Source organism: Salinicoccus cyprini, from assembly GCF_007713705.1.
In the GTDB taxonomy this organism is placed as follows: domain Bacteria; phylum Bacillota; class Bacilli; order Staphylococcales; family Salinicoccaceae; genus Salinicoccus; species Salinicoccus cyprini.
The window spans coordinates 48,049-68,619 of sequence record NZ_VMSJ01000002.1 but is presented as its reverse complement, the minus strand read 5'-3'; the positions used below and the strand labels follow the sequence as shown (position 1 = coordinate 68,619).

Here is a 20,571-nt window from a genome sequence, read left to right as displayed (position 1 = left end):
TTTCATTATGGAAAACCAGACAATCAAAGTAGAAGGTATGACATGCGGTCATTGCAAAAGCTCGGTAGAAGGTGCGCTTAATAAACTCGACGGTGTCGACAGTGCAGTCGTCAGCCTCGAAGACAACCAGGTCGCTGTCCAGTATGACGAAAGCAAAGTGAGCAGCAGTGAACTGAACGAAGCAATCGAAGACCAGGGCTACGATGTCGTAAAATAAGTGAAGATATGCTTTATTTCCCCCATTAAAAGGAATGGGGGATTTTTTATGTTCAACCAACTCCTTAATAATTCAGTATTCCTTTAATTCATATAGTATATATACACCATTTTATTTATAACGTTATGCATTACGTAAAAAATCCTTATAAATCAGTATTTATACACCTGGTATAACGCTTATGTATCGCTTTATAGCACTCGCTGACATACATTAACCGGTTTAAAAATTGCTTTTGATGTGTAAACCTAGTATTATAAGTAGCCTGTTCATTTACATACTAGTAAAAGTAACGGGATGCCGAACGGTATTCCATAAATATTAAGGAGCGAATCAATGAAGGATTCTTCAGGTCCCAGTAGTAGGAAGTTATCGAAGGTTTTCATCTATTCAGTAATGATTGTTGCCCTGCTCGTAGTTGCCGGCATCATCAATCCAGACCAGTTCGGAGCAGTTTCTGGTGCTATTGCAGGGTGGGTAAGCAAATATTTTGGATGGTACTACATGATCATCACATCCGGCATGCTGTTCTTCTGTATTTTTCTTATCTTCAGCCCGATCGGCAAATTGAAGCTCGGAAAACCACACCACAAGCCGGAATTCAGTACCCGTTCGTGGCTGACCATGCTTTTTAGTGCAGGAATGGGAATCGGTGTCGTATTCTACAGTACTTCGGAACCGATCTCCCATTTTGTCACACCCGCCACTGCGGATCCGGAATCAGAGGAAGCAGTACTTGAAGCCATCCGTGCGACCATCTTCCACTGGGGTGCCCATGCCTGGGGAATGTACGGTGCAGTGGCATTGGCGCTTGCCTATTTCCAGTTCAGAAAAGGGGAGACCGGACTGCTTTCGAAAACCCTGCGTCCAATACTCGGAGATAAAGTCGATGGCACTGTGGGCGTCATCATCGATGTTCTGACTGTGTTCGCCACAGTAATCGGTGTTGCGGTAACACTTGGTGTCGGTACTACACAGATCAATGGCGGTCTGAACTACCTCTTCGATATGCCGATCAACCTGACCATGCAAGGTATCATCATTGCCGTAGTCACTCTGCTCTTCCTGGCCAGCGCATGGAGCGGTCTCAGTAAAGGAATCAAATACTTGAGTAATATGAATATGGTACTGGCAACCATACTTCTACTGTCCGTCCTGATAATGGGTCCAACGCTGTTGATCCTGAACATGCTGCCGACAGCAGCCGGGGAATACATCAATACATTCATCGCACGTACGCTTGATGCAGCACCTTTGAACAGCCAGAAGAATGAATGGCTGCAGTCTTGGACCATCTACTACTGGGCATGGTGGCTAAGCTGGAGTCCATTTGTCGGCATTTTCATTGCCCGCGTATCAAAAGGACGTACCGTTCGTGAATTCGTCCTGGCCCTGCTTATCGTACCGACAACAATCGGAATCATCTGGTTTACAGTATTCGGTGTAACGGGTATCGATATGGCTGATCGAACGCCGGACATCATCAATCTCGGACCGGAAACACAGCTGTTTGCCATATTCAATGAGATGCCGCTCAGCGTACCATTATCAATTCTCGCAATCATACTCATATCGTCATTCTTCATTACATCAGCGGATTCAGCGACTTTCGTATTGGGCATGCAGACATCCCATGGCTCGTTGCGCCCTTCTGCAAAAATCAAGGTGATATGGGGCATCAGCCTGTCGTCCATCGCCTACGTACTGCTACTCTCAGGGGGAGAAACAGGGCTCGAGGCGCTTCAGTCGGCAGCCATTATAGCAGCGTTACCGTTCAGTTTCGTCATTCTCATGATGATGTATTCATTCTATAAGGATGCCAATAGAGAGAGAAAGTATCTCGGGCTGACAATTACTCCAAACAAGCATCGCATGAAGGAATACCTCAACCGTGAAGAAAAAGAATATCAGGAACAGAAAGAGGCAGGGGTAGACGAAAGAGATCTATAGCAGTCACAAGCAGCACCAGACCTTCAAAAGTCTGGTGCTTTTTATGTATTGCATGCGTTATTCATCCATGTATTGAAGTATTTGTAGTTATGTGGGCAATGTTCTACACTCGTCTTATACCTAAATTATGCAAGGGGCGTTTACATGAGATTCTATATCAAGCAGAAAATTTTCTCCTTCAAAAATCAGTTTACAGTAAAAGATGCAGAAGAAAATGATGCTTTCTACGTAGAAGGCAAAGCGATTTCGCTCAGGAACAAGCTGCGTGTAACCGACACAAGCGGTGAAGAGGTTTTATATATTGAACAGAAGGTCCTTCGCTTCTCCCCGGAGTTTGAATTGTATAGAAATGACCAAAAGGTAGCGACAGTCAAAAAAGACTTCAATCTGCTGGCGAACAACTATACGATTCTGGGGCCGGACTGGCACATAGAAGGCTCCATCATGGAGCATAACTATGTCATCAAAGAGAATGACAATATTGTTGCCGAAGTCAGTAAAAAGCTGATTTCATGGGGGGATTCCTATTCGATTGATATCTACGATGAGGCACATCTGGATATCCTTCTTGGCATCGTAATCGTTATCGACTGCGTCAACCAGAAAAACAACTAGATGATAGGCGACATTCTACTTGAATCATAAAACCCGAAGCGTCGCTTCGGGTTTTTCTTTATATGCACTTATTCATATGAATACTATATGGGAGTCGATCATTCCTTCTACTTACAGTATACACTCATCTGTGAATCATTTATAGACTGTTCATACTGAAGTATCCGTATTATAGTTGCATTACAAAACGAGAGTATGGAGGGGAAAAGATGAATAATAACGCCGTTACAGACGCTGGCCCTTTTTTCCACGGTACGAAAGCAGAGCTCAAGATTGGAAAATATCTCGAGCCAAAGCACTTTTCAAACTATCAGGATAGAAAATCCAATTTCATCTACTTTACTGCATCACTGGATGCGGCCAAGTGGGGGGCTGAACTGGCAAAGTCCGATTTAAAAGAGAGAATCTATATTGTAGAACCACTGGGTGTTTTCGAAAATGATCCCAACTTGACCGATAAGAGATTTCCCGGAAATCCGACACGCTCCTATAGATCCAGATCTCCTCTGAAAATAATTGCTGAGCTCGGTTCGTGGGAAGGGCATACCGATGAAGAAATAGAGCATATGAAAGCTTCTCTCGAAAAACTCCGTAGAGAGGGAAAAGACGTAATGGATGATTAATGTTCATCACCTGTCCTCATGTCGATTATTTCGTCCGTTTTAGGGAAAGTATGAGGTAAATTAATATATAGAAGGTGTAATGATGCGACATAGAAAATGGTGGGAAGATGCGATCATCTATCAGATCTATCCAAGAAGTTTCAAAGATTCCAATGGGGATGGAATAGGAGACATCAATGGCATAATCGAAAAACTGGATTACATCGAGTCTCTCGGTGTCAACACAGTATGGATCAACCCGATGATTCTATCCAATCAGCAGGATAATGGGTATGATGTCATCAACTATACAAAGGTGGACCCATTATTCGGCACTGAAGAAGATGGAGAGAGACTGATCAAAGAACTAAAGAACAGGGGAATCAAGATCATCTTCGACTTTCCATTGAACCATACATCAGATCAGCACCCCTGGTTCAAGGAAGCATTAAAGGGAAAAGACAATCCTTACCGCAACTATTATGTATGGGCAGAGTCAGAAGAAGACCGTCCATACCCGAACAATTGGACTGCAGGATTTGGCGGCTCGGCCTGGAGCAGGGTGTTGAACGAAGACCAGTACTATCTGCACCTGTTCATGCACTCCATGCCTGACTTGAACTGGTCGCATGCGCCGCTCAGACAAGAAATGGCGGAAGTGCTGAACTACTGGATTGAAAAGGGCATCGATGGCTTCAGACTGGATGCTTTCATTTATATGGATATCGATCAGGATTTCCCGGAGTATCCTGGAGAGAAGGGGCCGGGACAGGGGATGAATGAGCACGGAAATAATATCAAAGACTATCTGAACGAAATGAACCAGGCGATCAGCCACCATGAAAAGGAAGTATTCCTGGTCGGCGAAGCAACCAGTGCAGATGCAGACTTGACACAATGGTACACGGATCAGGAGAACGATATGGTGGACAAGATCATCACACTTCAGTATTTCCCGGAAAATAAAGAAGGAATGGATCGGTCTGTTCCCGAATCAAACCAGCATCTGCCTCTTGATCCCAAGAAGTTCAAGAAAGTGCAGAAGGAATTCCAGGAGAAAGGTGGGGCGGACGGCGGCCCCATACTTTTCTGGTCGAACCACGATATGCCACGTTCACCACATAAATATGGCAACATGGCAACCGAGCATCGGGACAACAGCGCTAAAATGATGGCGACGCTCCTCTACTTGCAAAGAGGGATACCGATAATATACAACGGGGAAGAAATCGGCATGAAAAATGTTGCCTTTGGTGATCCAGGCAATATTGCAGATTCAGGTGTGATGCACTTCTACCAGGAAGCTCATCAGGCTGGTTGGGAGCATAAGAATATCATGCACCACATCAATCTGACTGCTCGTGATGTCAGCAGAGGCATCATGCAGTGGGAGGATAGTGAAAAAGTCGGATTCACTGACGGTGTCCCCTGGATGCTCTATAATCGCGAATCGACTTATAACGTAAAAGACCAGGAGAAAGATGAAGACAGCATACTCAATTTTCATAGAAAGCTGATTGAGCTGAAGAAGACAGAACTCTTCCAACATGGCGCCTATGAAATGAAAGAGACAGAAGAGACACTCTATGCCTATGAACGTACATCAGGTGTCGAAAGAGCACTGATCTATTGCAATTTCTCCGAATCAGCAAAGACAGTCGATATTGAAGAAGGCTGGCATGCACAGCAGATCGCTCTTCAGAACGCAGGCAACGGACTTGAAGATGGAAAGTTGCGTCTGTCTCCATATGGTGCAGTTGTCCTTGTAAAGAAATAGATAAAGATATTCAAATCAGTTTTCCTTTTTCAAGGAAAGCTGCTGATTTTTTATGTCCAAATCGTGACCCTTGATCAATTATTCAGAAAGAATACAAACAGATATCAATATTACAATGATCGATACTAATTGTAACCTTGTTATTATTAAGCTGTAACACCCGACAGATAAATTCATGATATAGTGTGTCTTGTCTTAAAAAATAAGGCTTGAAAACGACATGACTCAACAACTCAATAAAACACTCATATAAAATTTATCTGGAGGATGAAAAAATTTATGAAGAAAACAATTCTGACTACAACTCTGGCACTCGGTCTCGGTATCACTGGTATCACATCAGGTCAAACTGCAGACGCTTCCACTCACGAAATCAACAAGCAGGAGCTCGCAGAAATGGCTCTGTCAAATTCAAGCGAACTCAACAATGCGCCAATCCACGAAGGTGCATATGACTATGACTTCACGCTTAATGGTGTAGACTACAGCTTCGAATCAAATGGTACAAGCTTCACATGGGCTTACAATAGCTATGGCGATGTTCAACCACAGCAGGAAGTTCAAGTACAAGAACCTGTAGAACAAGAAGTTCAAGTACAAGAGCCTGTACAGCAGGAAGTTCAAGTTCAGGAACCAGTACAACAGGAAGTCGAAGTTCAGCAACCAGAACCTGAGTACAATGTACAGGAAGTATCCAACACACAGCAACAGACTGAAACTACTCAAGCAGCTGCACCACAGCAGTCCACTGGCGGATCAACTAAAGAACAATTCCTGGCTGCTGGCGGTACAGAAGCAATGTGGCAAAATATTGTCCTGCCAGAATCAAGTGGTAACCCGAACGCAGTGAATCCACTCGGCTACAGAGGCCTTGGACAAACAAAAGAAGCATGGGGAACAGGATCTGTTGAAACACAGACTAAAGGCATGATCAACTACGCTCAAGAACGTTATGGTTCTGTTGAAGCTGCTATGGATTTCCGTGCACAAAACAACTGGTGGTAAGATTCAGACCAACTAATAACCCGTATGACTTGGAAAATCCAGGTCATACGGGTTTTATTTTCTACATATTAAATTTGAATTAGCATCAATAATGCTTATTTAAAACTCCGTGTAAACTCCGCTGGAATTTTCGATTCAAATCGCAGGGATTCTCCTGTTTTCGGGTGTTTGAATGCGATGACGTGGGCGTGTAGGCCCACTCTTCTAATCGGATTACCGTGTGCTCCATACTTCTTATCGCCGACAATTGGATGGCCCAAGTCCTGCATATGAACACGGATCTGGTTTTTACGCCCCGTTTCCAAGTTGACTTCCAGTAATGATAGATTGTGACTGAACTTTAATACTTTATAATGGGTAATCGCTTTTTTACCGTCATTCGGATGCTTACTCGAACGCATTATCAACTCTTTATTCTCCGTCAGCCAGGAAGTGATTTTACCCCCTTTAGCTACTTTACCTTCAACAAGCGCGATGTATGTTCGCTCAGAAACGATATCTTTCCAGTTATCCTGCAACTTCTGCTGCACCTGTTTATTCTTCGCAAATATCATGATTCCGGAAGTCTCACGGTCCAGTCGATGCACGATGAAAATACGGTTCCTAGGATTAATACCTCGTACATAATCCGCCAATTGACGATAGGCAGTCATCTGCTGCTCTTTCTCTGATGCGATTGAAAGCAGACCGGCGTCTTTTTCAATGACGATTACATCGTCATCTTCATGGAAAATTCTGATGCCTCTAAGTTTTACATTTTTAGCTGCAGAACGTATTTCAACACGATCTCCCGGTTTGAGTGCATCATTGAATTGAGTTGTCCCTTCACCGTTTACAAAAACTTTTCCCCGGCTCAATGTTTCTTTTACAGCTTTGCGACTACGCGAAGACATCACTTCGAATAGGAACTTCAGCAATTCAGTCGGTTCTTTAACGATCCATTCTTGATTCTGTCCGTTTGATTTTTCTTTTTTGTTCATTATAAACTTCCTTTTTCAACTTATATTATTCTTTAATACGAACGTGTCATCCGACAAGTGATTAATAAGCAATACCAGCACGTGCTTTTATATACCCATCATCTTCTATCTGTCTGTATGCAAACTCTGCTGTATCAGGAACGGAAATCATTTTCCCGTTTTCAGGAAGGAAGTCACGTTCTATTCGATATCTGCTTGTATGTTCACCATCAGGCAGATAGGTGGGGCAGATGATTGTCCAGTCAAGAGATGAGTTTTCAAGCAACTCATAGACTTTGTGATGCTCCTTTGCTGCACGTGTCGTTCTTCTTTTTGATTCATTCGATTGATAGCGCAGTTTTCCGGGTTCGGTTCTGCTGTTCAGAATGCCTGCAGTGCCAATAGTAATGATTCGTTTTATGCCTTCATCTTCCATTACTTTCACAATGGACGGCATGCTTTCGGAAAGCGTCGTGGTGCCATCAGTGCCGAGTGCGCTGATTACCATATCCATACCCGCTATCGCGTTCACAATGTCTGCTTCTACTAGAACATTTCCTTCTATGACTGTTAGGTTTCTATCTTTAATCCGGAGCTTATCCACGTCACGTACCAATACCTTAACATGATAATTATCATTCAGTGTAGATTTCAGTATATGGCTGCCGACTCGTCCAGTTGCTCCTAAAATCAATATGTTCATTCCGAGTCTCCACCTTTCAATTATTTATGGTAGCTCTCATTCTTGATGATCTTATTCGCCCTGTAGATCTGTTCCATGAGCATGACCTTCATCATCTGGTGGGGGTAGGTGAGGGTACCGAAGCTGATTTCCTGGTTGGAGCGCTGCTTGACTGCCTGGCCGAGCCCGTTGCTGCCGCCGATGATGAATACGATGTCACTCTTGCCGGTATTCATCCATTGCTGATACTGGCTCGCAAGCTGCTCGCTTGTGTAGGTCTTCCCATGGATCTCGAGTGTAACGACGTGCTGGCTGTCTTTGACTCTGCCCAGTATCTTCTCTGCTTCCTTGTCCTTGATGTTTTCAATATCCTTCTCACTGGCATTATTCGGTTCCTTTTCATCGGGAACTTCAACCAGTTCAAGTTTGGCATATGCACCGAGCCGCTTCCTATATTCATCCACAGCCTGCTGCCAGTACTTCTCTTTCAACTTGCCCACAGTAATCAAAGTGATTTTCATACATATCCTCCTGTTTATCCACATTTATTCCACATATCCACGGATATTTACTCATTCACTGTGTATAATATCATTTTCTAATCATCCTAATCACATAAATATAAGAAAAGCAGCCAGTAATCCTTTACTGACTGCTTAGTTATCCACATTTTTATACTTTACCCACATTTATGACTATTTATCCACATAGTTTTCACACATTTCTGTGTATAACTTTATATCTGATAGATTTTTGTCGGTACAGCCTTGTCCGTATCACTGATTGTTATATGATTGTCTGTATCGATATCATACTGGTTCAACACTTGCTCCACGCTCATTTTAGCCAGTTCTTTTATATTGTTATCCAGACTCAGGTGACTGAGATAGATACGCTTTGTACGGTCCGTTATAACGTCACGCATGGCATGTGCAGCGTCTTCATTCGACACGTGGCCGACATCGGAGAGTATACGCTGTTTGGTGACCCACGGATATCTGCCCATCCGGAGCATATCGACATCATGATTGCTTTCGAAAATGAAAACATCGCTGTCTTTGATGATGCCTTTCATCTGGTCCGAAATATAGCCCGTATCCGTGATGACGGAAATCTTCTTGTTGTCTTTCATGAATGTGTAGAACTGGGGGTCGATGGCGTCATGGGAAACATTGAACGACTGGACGTTCATGCCGAGCAGTTCTTTCTCTTCCAGAGGGTTGAAATGGAATCTCTTGTCATTATGGACTTCGATGTCCTTGGCTTCGATTCTCTGCCATGTCAACTCATTGGCATAGATCGGAATGCCATAGCGTTTCGAGATGACTTTGAGCCCTTTGATGTGATCGCTGTGTTCATGGGTGATGAGTATGGCATCTATATTATTAAGAGAAGTATCCAGTGTGTTCAGTGCCTCTTCAATACGTTTGCAGGAAAGTCCCACATCTATGAGCAAGCTGCCTTTTTCAGTTTCTATATACGTGCTGTTCCCGGTGGAACCGCTGGCTAACACGCTCATCTTCATTACTGTCACTCACTTTCGATAATATCTTCTGTTTCACTGATGGCGTCGACATAAATGGTCTTTTCGACGTCCTGGTCAGTGACCTGGAACTCCCATTTCGGTCTGAGGAGCACCTGCTCTTCATCATTGAGAATGATGTAGTAGCCGAGTCTGGCATTTTCAATGACCGCTTCTCCGGAAATCCTTTCACGGAGATACAAGTCCGATACGACCTGTCTCGGGTCTCTTGCGGTAATCGGGGAGGTGTGGCTGTTCTCGTGCAGATTTGTAATATAGCCCTGTTCATACTCGGCTGCCTCCACACCTTCGCCTCTATACAGCACACGGGCTGCTTCATGGTTGAAAATAGGGTATTCTCCATAATACTGATTGAACAGCATATAGTTGTTATTGCTCATTACATCATCATACTTGTAATCGCCGCCCCTGTAAACCTGATCATTCTTATGCGCCTCGAGTGGTTCCTGTTCCATCACCGGCGCGAGATCTCCATCTTCAAAACTATGATGGATGACGAAGTCCTCGTCGGTTATCTCGACAGTTTCCTGATCGATTTCTTCGACTTCTGCAAAATTGACCCGCTCTCCTACAAGGATGGTCACCTGTTCCGGTTCGTATTCCGGAAGCTCTGAAAGGTCGATATTCGTCGATTCCAATACACTCGGTGCATCTTCAATCTCCCTGATTTCTTCCTGCTGCTTATTGTAGTACATCACCAGCAGGGCTACGTTGATGAGCAGGAATACAAGGATGTAGAGGGATTTGGTCAGTTTCCAATCCATTAATGCAACCCTCCTTCATTGTAGCGCAGCCATTCCCCATCGTACTTCACATACCATTCGGGAGTGAAATTCACCAGGTTGAGTTCGGTCTGCTCCTCCGAAAAGCGCATGTTGTAGCCGATGGTGATTTTGGATACTTTCTGGAGATCGAGTTCATCATTCAGTGCAATTTCATATCTGACATCTTCCAGACGGGCCAGTTCCTCCGCCTCTTCACTCGGTACCTGCGCATTGATGTAGAGCAGTGGCCGCTCGTATTCGAATAGGGCATTGCTGCCATATTTTGTTGTGACCGTCGTTGCAATTTCATCACTGAATACAGCGTACCCATTCAGCGTATAGCGATAGGTCGACTGGTTGCCTTCTTCTTCATAGTCGAACAGAATATGCTCCGGTGCCAGACCGATATGGGAGTTGAGGAAGTTGAAGCTGCGCTGTATTGTCCGATGGGGATCTCGTTCTGAAGATAAGGATTCGTTCAGGTTGGTGTATACATAGTTGTAGGTGTCCGTATTGTAGGTGGCCAGACCATTTTCAGCTTCGTATACATATACATTTTCATTCTGTGACACACTGACATCATCCTCCATGAAGAGGATATCATTCATGTTGTCTATGCTGATCTGTGTGGACAGGAAACGCATCACACTGACTTCTCCAGGCGCATCGGGTCCGTAGATCGCTGTCTTGTTGTTCGCAGTCTGCTGATTGGTGATGATGCCTGTATAATCTTCAAATGAACCTTCATAATCGTTGACGATGGACAGCAGATAGTCGCTCTCAATATCGGTCTTGGCAACCGCCACGCGGTCCAGTGATTCATTCAGCATATAAAAAACGACCTGAGGCGAGGCGATGTCCACGACAATGCGGTCGAATTTGTAATCGGGCAGTGTTTCTTCATACTCGAATCCAAGTATCTGGAACAGTGATTTTGCAGGCATCTCCGATGGATAGTCGACAATCAGAAACTCTTCACTGCCGTCCTCCTTTACCGTAGGATTGAGGCGGTTCATATTATTGTATACGTTGATGTCCCTTATTCTGGTGCCGTCCAGAAACTCCCTGACACCGACGACGGCTTCTTCCTCTATTGTGCCTCTTGCATTCTCTCCGTCCACCCAGATGAGCTGATAGGCACGCATGACACTATCAAACGGCAAAGGCTCACCCTGTCCGGTATTCGACGTCGATTCGATGGAAGTATCAATCTGCGAGAATTCGGGCTGATAGCTCCATACCATGTACGTCAGTATGGCACTGCTCACAACAAGAACGAAAAGGATGATGGATTTGATAGTCTCTCTATGCACCCCAATCATCCTCCTCAAGTGTTTCACACGGCAGATTGATGAAGATTGTGGTCCCTTTATTCTCTACACTGTTGGCCCAGATCTTGCCATCATGCGCTTCTATGATTTCCTTCGAGATGGCAAGACCAAGACCGGTGCCGCCCATTTTGCGCGCCCGTCCCTTGTCGACACGATAGAAGCGTTCGAAAATGCGGTCGACCTTGCTTGCCGGAATGCCAAGGCCATTATCCTTGATCTGTACCGTCATACGGTTGTAGAGACGGTTCTGTTTGACATGGAACTCCACTTTCTTGTTCGTGCTGCTAGAGTATTTGATGGCATTCGAAATGACATTATCAAGTACTTGACCCATCTTGTCCACTGCGACTTCCGTGAAAATTGGAGTGGAAGGGATGTTGCGGACGAACTCGACCTGATCCTTATGTGTCATCTCGAAGCGGTCGATGATGCGGTTCAGGAACATGTTGAAATCGACGATTTCACGTGTCAGTTCCTCTGCTTCGTTGTCCATTCTGGAGAGCTGGAGCAGATCTTCGACCAGCCGGATCATGCGGTCCGTCTCTTCGCGTGTCACCCCGAGGAACTTTGGCGCAAGCGTATCATTCTTCCAGGCACCTTCCTGCAGTGCCTCGATATAGCTTCTCATGGAAGTAAGTGGCGTTCTGAGCTCGTGAGAGACATTGGCAACAAATTCCCTGCGCTCATTATCCACACGCTCCTGTTCCGTGACATCATGCAGTACCGCGATATAGCCGTTGATGAAGCCGGTATCCTTTACAATGGTGGAGAAATTGACACGGATCGTCGTATCTTCCTCGCCGTTATTCAGGAATAGAAGCTGGCTTTCATTCATTTCCTGTATGTCTTCCACAGCCATATCGGCATCAAGCTTCAGGATTTCGAGCATATCCTCGCCGTGAAGGTCCTCACCGGACATCCCGAGCATATCCAGTGCCATCTCATTGACTACCCGGACACGTCCTCTGCGGTCTGTGGCGATGATGCCGTCCGACATGTGGGTGATGACGGAGTCGAGACGCTTCTTCTCGCTCTCCGTATTGGCCTGGGCCTCCTGGACACGTTTCGACAGTATGTTGAAGGAGCCTGCGAGTTCACCGATTTCATCACTGCTGTATATTTTAACCCGCGATGTATAGTCCCCCTCCGACATGAGCAGCGCCTGGTTCCTCATATCGGTGATAGGCTTCGTAATGGTCCGTGCAATGAAAATTCCGAGGATGCTTGTAATGATCAGTGAAATCAAGGTGGCAATGATGAAGGTATTATTGATCGATTCAAGCTGCTGATATACCGTCTCGATATTCGAGGCGGCATAGATGGCACCAAGGATCTGACTGTCCTGGATGACAGGCTGGTTCAGCAGCCATACACGCTGATGGTCCTGCTCCACATTGACGTAGATCTCCTCATTGGGAGTGCCGGTGGTGACTGCTTCTTCAGTCAGCGGCGCATTGATCCTCGACCCGATGCTCGATTCATTGGAAATGCGACTTGTCGCCACCAGGACATTATCGGAGTTTACATATCTGATTTCTTCAATTTCCGGCCTGTTTCCATAATCGGAAAGCAGACTCTGAATCTCTTCCCTGAACTGTTCACTGTCATCTCCATATTCGGTGTACAGTTCCTTGACTCTCGTATCTATAAGGCTTACCTGGGTTTCGATATTATCTTGGAAATTCCCGGTCAGTTCCTTCTCAAGCGTATTCGTAAAATACAGACCGATGATCTGCATGCCGATGACGATGAGGAGCACATATATGATTACAAGCTTTATATGAAGAGATTGCAGATTTCTAAAAAACTGCTTCATTAAGTGTTAACCCCTTTATTCGTCACCTTGAATGTAATACCCGACACCTCTTCTTGTCATCAGGTATTCCGGATGGGAAGGATCATCTTCAATCTTCTCCCTGAGTCTTCTGACCGTCACATCGACAGTACGGACATCACCGAAATAGTCATAGCCCCATACCGTTTCAAGCAGATGCTCCCGTGTCATCACCTGGGAGATGTGCTGCGCAAGATAGTTGAACAGTTCGAACTCACGATGGGTGAGTTCTATGTCCTTGTCATTCTTCTTGATGGCATAGGAATCCGGTATTACGGTGATGGCCTTGACCTGGATGTTATTGCTCTCCGGTTCCCGGTCCTTCGATGCCGTCTCGACGTTTCTTCTCAGATTGGCTTTGACACGGGCAATCAGCTCACGTGTCGAAAACGGTTTTGTGACATAGTCATCGGCGCCGAGTTCGAGGCCGAGCACCTTGTCTATTTCGGAATCTTTGGCTGTCAGCATGATGATCGGCATATCATGTGTCTTGCGGACTTCACGGCACACTTCCATACCGTCCATGCCCGGCAGCATGATATCAAGCAGTACAATATCCGGCACGACTTCAAGAATCAGTGCCAGTGCGTCATTGCCGTCATAGGCACAATGCACTTCATAGCCTTCCTTCTCAAGGTTGAACTCCAATATATCAGCGATGGGTCTCTCATCATCCACTACAACGATTTTCTTAGGCATTTCATTCCCTCACTTTCGTTAAGTGCCTGTTCACATAGTCATATCCATTATAAATGTATCACTTTTCCATGTTTATTTCCATCCGGGTATAGGAAAGAAGCCATCAGCATTGTATGCTGATGGCTTCTTGTGACGGTCCCGACGGGAATCGAACCCGCGATCTCCTGCGTGACAGGCAGGCATGTTAACCGCTACACCACGGGACCATGTGATGAAAGAAATATGAAAAGTGACCCGTACGGGACTCGAACCCGTGTTACCGCCGTGAAAGGGCGGTGTCTTAACCGCTTGACCAACGGGCCATACTGTTGATTGGTATTGAACACAAAAGTTATTATAGCATGATATAAATTTCATTTTCAACTGAAACTTTAATTTTATTGAAAAATAAATATCCCACGGCCATCCATGCCATGGGATATATGCTAGCTCCAGAAATTTTTCAGGAGGTTCGTCTGATTGCGGTCGGGACCGACAGAGAAGATGGAGATGCCGACACCCGTCAGGCGCTCGATCTCTTCAAGATAGTTCCTTGCGTTATCCGGAAGATCCTCAAGACGCTTGATGCCTGTAATGTCCTCGTTCCAGCCGGGCATTGTCTTGAAGATCGGCTTGGCGCGATCCAGTGCATGAAGCGTCGCCGGATATTCCGTCACTTCCTTGCCATCGATCTCATAGGCTGTACAGATCTTTACTGTATCCAGACCACTCAGTACATCAATGGAGTTGAGGGAGAGGTCCGTAATGCCGCTGACGCGTCTTGCGTGGCGCACGACGACGCTGTCGAACCATCCAACACGTCGCGGGCGGCCTGTCGTTGTACCATATTCACGTCCGATTTCACGGATATGGTCAGCGCTTTCGTCAAACAGTTCCGTCGGGAATGGGCCATCGCCGACACGTGAAGTATAGGCTTTGCAGACACCGACGATGTTTTTGACAGCTGTCGGGCCGACACCACAGCCGACCGTCACGTTACCAGCAATCGGGTTGCTGGACGTAACGAACGGATATGTACCATGGTCGATATCGAGCATGACACCCTGGGCCCCTTCAAAAAGGACCTTCTGGTTGTTCTGGAATGCATCATCGAGTACTTTTGCCGTATCGGTCACATAAGGTGCCAGGCGTTCTGCGGCTTTCTGATACGGTTCAAAAATTTCATCAAATGTGAAGCCTTCGCGTTCATAGAGTGCTGAGAACATGTGGTTCTTCAACTTGAGGTTCTCTTCCAGTCTTTTTCTGAACGTTGCTTCATCGATCAGGTCCGCCATGCGGATGCCGATCCTCTGTGCCTTGTCGACATAGCATGGTCCGATGCCGCGTTTTGTCGTACCGATCTTGTTGTCTCCACGTGCTTCCTCTTCCAGTTCATCCTGAAGCAGATGATAGGGGAGAATGACTTGCGCACGGTTTGAGATTCTAAGATTATCTACGGATATGCCGCGCTCGATCAGTCCATCAAGTTCCTTGATGATGGAGAGCGGATCGATGACGACACCGTTGCCGATCAGCGAAATTTTATCATCATAGAATATACCTGAAGGTACGAGGTGCAGTTTATATGTTTCGCCACCAAACTGGATGGTGTGTCCTGCGTTGTTGCCTCCGGAGAAACGCGCGATGATATCTGCATCTTCTGATAGGAAGTCTGTAATCTTCCCTTTGCCCTCGTCGCCCCATTGTGTTCCGACTACTACTGTTCCAGACATGTCTTTGCCCCCATTTTCTTTGAATTACCGTAATCATTCTAACAATAAGCCCGATAAAAGGCAATAAAAATACGAACGTTTTTATAAGTGGTATATAAAAACATTCGTAAATTTAATTCGGTGGAATGTAACCATCGTCATATCCCCGGTTATCCTGATCGAAGAAGCTGCTGTAGGACTTGTTGAAGATCAGTTTCACCGTGCCTGTGGGACCATTCCTGTGCTTGGCCAGTATGATTTCGATCTCATCCTGTTCCCGCTGGGCACCTTCTGCATCTTCCTCTCCGTCACCCCGAACATAGTAGTCCTCCCGGTAGAGGAAGGCTACAATATCCGCATCCTGCTCGATCGAACCCGATTCGCGCAGGTCACTCATCATCGGACGCTTATCCTGGCGTGTCTCCACACTTCTTGAAAGCTGGCTGAGTGCAATGACCGGACATTCCATCTCACGTGCCAAGGCTTTCAGCATACGGGAGATTTCGGAAACTTCCTGCTGCCGGTTGTCGCTTCTCTTGTTGCTCGAGCCCTGGATCAGCTGCAGATAGTCGATGATGACCATGTCGATGCCATGCTCCTGCTTCAGACGCATGCATTTGGAACGGATGTCGCTCACCCGGATACCAGGTGAATCGTCTATGAATATTTTCGATTCCGCCAGACTGCCGATGGCTGTCGTGAAGTTGTCCCAGTCATCGTGGTTCAGATTCCCCTGACGCAGTTTTGTCGCATCAATCATGCCCTGGCTCGAAATCATACGTGACACGAGCTGGTCGGCCCCCATCTCGAGAGAGAAGATGGCGACGGTATATTTTTCACGGGATGTACCGACGTGCCCTGCAATATTGAGGGCGAATGCCGTCTTACCCATGGAAGGGCGTGCAGCCAGTATGATCAGATCGTTGCGGTTGAAGCCTGATGTCATGAAGTCGAGATCACGATAACCTGTCGGGATGCCTGTCGTACTGTCGGTCTGGCCGGCGCGTGCCTCGACCTGCTCATATACTTCGTGGACGACGGATTTCATGGATTTGAAGCCTTCGTTACGACGACTCTCCGAAATGGACATGATCCTCGACTCGGCCTCGGTCAGGAGATCTTCGACATCCATCTCTTCCGAGAAACCTTCATTGGCGATTTCTTCTGCTGTCCTGATCAGTGTGCGTTTCAGCGCGTATTTCGCCACTATATCCACATAGAAAGCGACGTTCCGGCTCGTCGGCACGACATTGGATAGTTCTGCAAGGTATCTCGGACCACCGACGGAGTTCAGTACTTCCATGCTTTTCAGCTGATCGATCAGTGTGACAACATCAATACTCTGATGATTTTCACTTAGAAAGCCCATTGCACGATAGACGTGCTGGTGCTCTGAACGGTAGAAATCTTCCGGCTCCAGCGTTTCCGCTGTGGAAATGAAAATTTCGGGATTGATCAGTATGGCACCAAGGACAGACTGTTCCGCTTCCATGTTATGCGGCATCTGCTGATGTATGTCCAAAATCAATCCCTCCCTGATCTACTATTGCTCAATAACATGCACCTTGATTTCTGCAGATACTTCCGGATGCAGTTTGACACTCATCTTATGGTATCCGAGGCTCTTGAGCGGCTGGGACATATCGAGCTTCCTTTTATCCAGCTTGATGCCATGCTGCTTTTCATATGCTTCAACAACCTGCTTGGAACTGATGGAGCCGAATAGACGACCGTCGTCACCGGACTTCGTCTTTATTTCAACTTCCTTCTGTTCCAGTTCCTCTTTCATCACTTTGGCATCTTCCAATGCCTGCTCAGCCTTCGCCTCCTCGGCGTTCTGCTGCTCTTCGAGCCTTTTCAGGTTGGCTGGTGTCGCTTCTTCGGCCAGACCTTTCTTCAGCAGGAAATTCTGTGCATAGCCTGTTGCGACTTCTTTCACTTCACCTTTTTTGCCTTTATTTTTAACGTCATTCAGAAAAATTACTTTCATTCCTCTTCACTCCTGTTATCAAGTATTTCCTTAATTGCTTCATCCAGTTCATCATAGAGTTCATCCATCGATTTGCCGCTCACCCGTGTTGCTGCATTGGACAGGTGACCGCCGCCGCCGAGTGCCTCCATGACGAGCTGTACATTCATTTCCCCGAACGATCGGGCGGAAATGCCGATCGACTCGTCTTCACGTGCTGCCATGACGAATGAAGCCTGTACGCCTTCGATCTGCAGCAGCTGGTCGGCTGCCTGTGCCACCGTTACAGGGTGGTAGGTCATCATGGAATCCGCTTTGACGATGGCAATGCCGTTATCCCTGATTTCGGCCGATTTGATCAGGTCACTTCGTGCGATATACGTATCAATGTCATCCTTCAGGAAAGTCTGGGCAAGCACCGGATCAGCACCGCTGCTTCTCAGAAAGCTCGCTGCATCGAACGTTCTCGACCCGGTGCGCAGCGTATAGTTTCTTGTATCCACAATGATACCGGTCAGCATGATTGTCGCTTCAAGGCGGGAGAGCTTCTGCTCCTTGTTCTGGTATTCGAGCAGTTCTGCAACAAGCTCACTTGCACTGGAGGCATACGGCTCCATATAGACAAGGAGAGGGTTCGAAATGAAGTCATCGGCACGTCTATGATGGTCGATGATGACCTTGCGTGCCGCCTTGTTGAGAATCACTTCGTCGAGCACCATGTTCGGGCGGTGCGTATCGACGACGACGACTGTCGTTTTCGGATTCATCTTCTCCCAGGCTTCCTCGGATGTGATGAACATCTTCATCAGATCTTCCCGTGCCTTAAGCTCTTTCATCATCCGCTGCAGTGTTTCATCGATGTCATCTTCATTCAGTACGATATGGGCCTCGATGCCATTCATGGAGGCGATCTTGGCAACACCGATGGCGGATCCCAGAGCATCCATGTCCGGATGTTTATGGCCCATGATGAGCACATTGTCACCTTCAAGCAGTATGTCCCGGAGGGCATGGGAAATGACACGTGCTTTGACACGCGTCCGTTTTTCCATCGGGTCCGTCTTGCCGCCGTAGAACCTGGCATTGCCGTTCACCGCCTTGATGGCCACCTGGTCGCCACCGCGTCCGAGGGCCAGATCAAGACTCGACTGGGCCAGTTCGCCGACTTCTATATAGTCATCGGAGCCTTCCCCAATACCGACGCTCAGCGTAATCTGTGCACCAAGCTCCTGTGATCGGTCACGTACTTCATCCAGCAGATTGAACCGTGTCGATTCGATTTCCTTCAGGCTGCTGGAATTGAGCAGGATGATGAAACGATCCTGGGAGAAGCGGCGGATATATATATGGTGCCGGTTGGCCCATTCATTGATGGTGTTTGTAATGCTGTTGTTGAGCTCGCTTTTCAAAGCCTCACTCATATTCTGGGTCACTTCGTCATAGTTGTCGAGAAACAGGATGCCGATGACCGGCTGCTTGTCTTCAAGCTCAGTTTCACGGTTGCGCTGGCTTGTAATATCTATCAGATGGAGGGCCTGGTGCTTTTCATCCCAATAAATCTTGAAGTATTTATCGTTATAGGTCGATTCCGTCCGATGGATGTTGTTGGCTTTGAGCGTTGTCATGATATTCGGGAACAGACGGTTGATCGGCGTATTCATATTATCCTTTGAAATTTCCTTGCACATGTAGTCGTTCATCCACTCGATCTCATCGTCATCATTCAATATGATGAGCCCCATCGGCAATTCGTCGATGGCATACTGCTTGCTGCCGGCAATATCGACCACCATCTGCCGGAAACGGTTCTCATTGATGACAAAGGAACGGTAGAGGTACAAGAATAGAAGTGTCAGGAGAATGGTACTTACGATCAGAAAGAGCAGGCCGGTTCTGAAATGGTTCGTCAGTACAAATATATTCATTACCAGAATATGAAACGCTGCGATTGCAAAAGGTATGAAGACCATTTTCCTGTCCAGCACGTTATACATTCCCATCACTTCCTTTTCAACTGTATTAGCGTCCTTATCCTAAAGATCATTTCGAACAGTCCGATCAGAAGTGTGATCGGTCTCAGGATGACCAGCGGAATCAGCAGCAGTATGGAAAGTGCTACATTCAGCTTCTTTTCCCTGAAGAAGAAATAGCTGAAGCTGAGACCATGAAGGTAGAGCATCCATTCCACAACAATCAGCAGGTTGCTGACTGTAGACTGCGCCGTCGTTCCTTCAGTTGTAAAAAATGATACTACAAATAGAATCAAAAATAAATAAAGGATGAGGCGGGGAAACGCCCAATCTTTAAATGAACAGTAGTTCCACATTTTCACAGAAGAGGAACTAAATAGCACACGCTGCATCAGTATGGTGTAGAGTGCGAGCAGGAACGCAATCACTGTAATATATGCAGGGAGATTGATGAATATCTGATCCATCGAAGTACGTATGATATCAGTATCCAGATCAGCGGCAAAAGTGCCGTACATCTCGAGCTGCGACAAGTACCAGCTGCGGATATCAAGATAGGCATCCGATATCGGCTGGATGATTCCGAATCCTTGTAGCAGGTTCAGTATGCCGATGAACGAAAGCATCAGCGTTGCCGTCACATAGAACAATGCCAGCTCCTGCGATATATTCTTTTTCAACGTGTGGTGAACCACTGTCGCCACTATATATAATACCACAAACCATACCCAGGCATCCGGTGAAAGCAGTAGCGCGGCAGGTATGAGAAAGCTGACGAATGTCAGCCAGAAATGATAGTTTGACTGATGCTTCAGATTGACCAGAAAGTACACCGCAAACGGCAGCAGGACTGCGCCGAAAAGCAGACTGATGTCGGTAAGTGTGATGAACACGAATACAGCAAACAGCACCAGCATCAGCTGAAGCATCGATACTCTTTTATTCAATTTTCCACTCCTCCAA

Annotated in this window: 19 protein-coding genes and 2 tRNA genes; 6 read left to right on the top strand and 15 right to left on the bottom strand. The window is 46.4% G+C overall.

All coding sequences use genetic code 11. From position 1 onward, the window contains the following. The first annotated feature begins 7 nt into the window (after positions 1 to 7). The 6 genes from copZ (at position 8) to FO441_RS06525 (ending at position 6,166) form a co-directional block, all read left to right on the top strand. Complete coding sequence (copZ, locus tag FO441_RS06550; protein WP_145287560.1) at positions 8 to 217, top strand: copper chaperone CopZ; 210 nt, start codon at positions 8 to 10, stop codon at positions 215 to 217. 336 nt (positions 218 to 553) lie between these two features. Next, positions 554 to 2,167, top strand: a complete 1,614-nt coding sequence (locus FO441_RS06545; protein ID WP_145287557.1) for a BCCT family transporter — start codon at positions 554 to 556, stop codon at positions 2,165 to 2,167. 144 nt (positions 2,168 to 2,311) lie between these two features. Next, entirely contained in the window at positions 2,312 to 2,782 is a 471-nt protein-coding gene (locus tag FO441_RS06540; RefSeq protein WP_145287554.1) for an LURP-one-related/scramblase family protein, read from the top strand. 209 nt (positions 2,783 to 2,991) lie between these two features. Further along, positions 2,992 to 3,405 carry an NAD(+)--rifampin ADP-ribosyltransferase gene (gene arr, locus FO441_RS06535; protein WP_145287551.1) on the top strand — a complete coding sequence of 138 codons (414 nt, stop codon included), beginning with the start codon at positions 2,992 to 2,994 and terminating at the stop codon, positions 3,403 to 3,405. 82 nt (positions 3,406 to 3,487) lie between these two features. Further along, on the top strand, positions 3,488 to 5,161 hold the full coding sequence (locus FO441_RS06530; RefSeq protein ID WP_186365493.1) for an alpha-glucosidase: 1,674 nt from the start codon (positions 3,488 to 3,490) through the stop codon (positions 5,159 to 5,161). A gap of 279 nt (positions 5,162 to 5,440) precedes the next feature. After that, the gene (locus tag FO441_RS06525; RefSeq protein ID WP_145287547.1) at positions 5,441 to 6,166 is read left to right on the top strand and encodes an aggregation-promoting factor C-terminal-like domain-containing protein; all 726 of its coding nucleotides are present in this window, start codon (positions 5,441 to 5,443) and stop codon (positions 6,164 to 6,166) included. A gap of 95 nt (positions 6,167 to 6,261) precedes the next feature. Here FO441_RS06525 and FO441_RS06520 read toward each other — a convergent pair whose 3' ends face one another. From FO441_RS06520 to FO441_RS06450, 15 genes are all read right to left on the bottom strand, one after another. Beyond that, positions 6,262 to 7,146 (bottom strand): RluA family pseudouridine synthase, encoded by an 885-nt coding sequence (locus FO441_RS06520; protein ID WP_145287544.1) that lies wholly within the window; start codon positions 7,144 to 7,146, stop codon positions 6,262 to 6,264. 61 nt (positions 7,147 to 7,207) lie between these two features. Beyond that, a complete protein-coding gene (locus tag FO441_RS06515) occupies positions 7,208 to 7,828 on the bottom strand; it encodes an NAD(P)-dependent oxidoreductase (RefSeq protein ID WP_145287541.1) in 621 nt (206 codons plus the stop codon). Between the two features lie 20 nt (positions 7,829 to 7,848). After that, complete coding sequence (gene rlmH / locus FO441_RS06510) at positions 7,849 to 8,328, bottom strand: 23S rRNA (pseudouridine(1915)-N(3))-methyltransferase RlmH (protein WP_145287539.1); 480 nt, start codon at positions 8,326 to 8,328, stop codon at positions 7,849 to 7,851. Positions 8,329 to 8,543: 215 nt separating this feature from the next. Then, entirely contained in the window at positions 8,544 to 9,332 is a 789-nt protein-coding gene (locus FO441_RS06505; RefSeq protein ID WP_145287536.1) for an MBL fold metallo-hydrolase, read from the bottom strand. Between the two features lie 5 nt (positions 9,333 to 9,337). After that, the gene (yycI, locus tag FO441_RS06500) at positions 9,338 to 10,114 is read right to left on the bottom strand and encodes a two-component system regulatory protein YycI (protein ID WP_145287533.1); all 777 of its coding nucleotides are present in this window, start codon (positions 10,112 to 10,114) and stop codon (positions 9,338 to 9,340) included. Continuing rightward, a complete protein-coding gene (locus FO441_RS06495; protein ID WP_246095059.1) occupies positions 10,114 to 11,436 on the bottom strand; it encodes a YycH family regulatory protein in 1,323 nt (440 codons plus the stop codon). The genes yycI and FO441_RS06495 overlap by 1 nt, the downstream gene beginning before the upstream one ends. Further along, positions 11,420 to 13,261, bottom strand: a complete 1,842-nt coding sequence (gene walK, locus FO441_RS06490) for a cell wall metabolism sensor histidine kinase WalK (protein ID WP_145287527.1) — start codon at positions 13,259 to 13,261, stop codon at positions 11,420 to 11,422. Before walK ends, FO441_RS06495 begins: the two co-directional genes overlap by 17 nt. A 15-nt stretch (positions 13,262 to 13,276) precedes the next feature. Next, entirely contained in the window at positions 13,277 to 13,978 is a 702-nt protein-coding gene (yycF, locus tag FO441_RS06485; RefSeq protein ID WP_145287524.1) for a response regulator YycF, read from the bottom strand. Positions 13,979 to 14,111: 133 nt separating this feature from the next. Next, positions 14,112 to 14,184: transfer RNA gene (locus tag FO441_RS06480), tRNA-Asp, on the bottom strand. Between the two features lie 24 nt (positions 14,185 to 14,208). Beyond that, a tRNA-Glu gene (locus FO441_RS06475) sits at positions 14,209 to 14,280 on the bottom strand. A 123-nt stretch (positions 14,281 to 14,403) separates the two neighbouring features. Continuing rightward, positions 14,404 to 15,690 (bottom strand): adenylosuccinate synthase, encoded by a 1,287-nt coding sequence (locus FO441_RS06470; RefSeq protein ID WP_145287521.1) that lies wholly within the window; start codon positions 15,688 to 15,690, stop codon positions 14,404 to 14,406. Positions 15,691 to 15,802: 112 nt separating this feature from the next. After that, positions 15,803 to 17,173, bottom strand: a complete 1,371-nt coding sequence (gene dnaB, locus FO441_RS06465; protein ID WP_186365505.1) for a replicative DNA helicase — start codon at positions 17,171 to 17,173, stop codon at positions 15,803 to 15,805. A gap of 39 nt (positions 17,174 to 17,212) precedes the next feature. Next, entirely contained in the window at positions 17,213 to 17,659 is a 447-nt protein-coding gene (gene rplI / locus FO441_RS06460) for a 50S ribosomal protein L9 (protein WP_145287515.1), read from the bottom strand. Further along, positions 17,656 to 19,632, bottom strand: a complete 1,977-nt coding sequence (locus tag FO441_RS06455) for a DHH family phosphoesterase (protein ID WP_237605737.1) — start codon at positions 19,630 to 19,632, stop codon at positions 17,656 to 17,658. Before FO441_RS06455 ends, rplI begins: the two co-directional genes overlap by 4 nt. Positions 19,633 to 19,637: 5 nt before the next feature. Beyond that, positions 19,638 to 20,555: a DUF2232 domain-containing protein gene (locus FO441_RS06450; protein WP_145287510.1), complete on the bottom strand. Its 918-nt coding sequence runs from the start codon at positions 20,553 to 20,555 to the stop codon at positions 19,638 to 19,640. Positions 20,556 to 20,571: the final 16 nt, after the last annotated feature.

Coding starts and splice junctions, on each gene's coding strand:
- copZ (WP_145287560.1), top strand. CDS start 8: ATGGAAAACCAGACAATCAAAGTAGAAGGTATGACATGCGGTCATTGC.
- FO441_RS06545 (WP_145287557.1), top strand. CDS start 554: ATGAAGGATTCTTCAGGTCCCAGTAGTAGGAAGTTATCGAAGGTTTTC.
- FO441_RS06540 (WP_145287554.1), top strand. CDS start 2,312: ATGAGATTCTATATCAAGCAGAAAATTTTCTCCTTCAAAAATCAGTTT.
- arr (WP_145287551.1), top strand. CDS start 2,992: ATGAATAATAACGCCGTTACAGACGCTGGCCCTTTTTTCCACGGTACG.
- FO441_RS06530 (WP_186365493.1), top strand. CDS start 3,488: ATGCGACATAGAAAATGGTGGGAAGATGCGATCATCTATCAGATCTAT.
- FO441_RS06525 (WP_145287547.1), top strand. CDS start 5,441: ATGAAGAAAACAATTCTGACTACAACTCTGGCACTCGGTCTCGGTATC.
- FO441_RS06520 (WP_145287544.1), bottom strand. CDS start 7,146: ATGAACAAAAAAGAAAAATCAAACGGACAGAATCAAGAATGGATCGTT.
- FO441_RS06515 (WP_145287541.1), bottom strand. CDS start 7,828: ATGAACATATTGATTTTAGGAGCAACTGGACGAGTCGGCAGCCATATA.
- rlmH (WP_145287539.1), bottom strand. CDS start 8,328: ATGAAAATCACTTTGATTACTGTGGGCAAGTTGAAAGAGAAGTACTGG.
- FO441_RS06505 (WP_145287536.1), bottom strand. CDS start 9,332: ATGAAGATGAGCGTGTTAGCCAGCGGTTCCACCGGGAACAGCACGTAT.
- yycI (WP_145287533.1), bottom strand. CDS start 10,114: ATGGATTGGAAACTGACCAAATCCCTCTACATCCTTGTATTCCTGCTC.
- FO441_RS06495 (WP_246095059.1), bottom strand. CDS start 11,436: ATGATTGGGGTGCATAGAGAGACTATCAAATCCATCATCCTTTTCGTT.
- walK (WP_145287527.1), bottom strand. CDS start 13,261: ATGAAGCAGTTTTTTAGAAATCTGCAATCTCTTCATATAAAGCTTGTA.
- yycF (WP_145287524.1), bottom strand. CDS start 13,978: ATGCCTAAGAAAATCGTTGTAGTGGATGATGAGAGACCCATCGCTGAT.
- FO441_RS06470 (WP_145287521.1), bottom strand. CDS start 15,690: ATGTCTGGAACAGTAGTAGTCGGAACACAATGGGGCGACGAGGGCAAA.
- dnaB (WP_186365505.1), bottom strand. CDS start 17,173: ATGCCGCATAACATGGAAGCGGAACAGTCTGTCCTTGGTGCCATACTG.
- rplI (WP_145287515.1), bottom strand. CDS start 17,659: ATGAAAGTAATTTTTCTGAATGACGTTAAAAATAAAGGCAAAAAAGGT.
- FO441_RS06455 (WP_237605737.1), bottom strand. CDS start 19,632: ATGTATAACGTGCTGGACAGGAAAATGGTCTTCATACCTTTTGCAATC.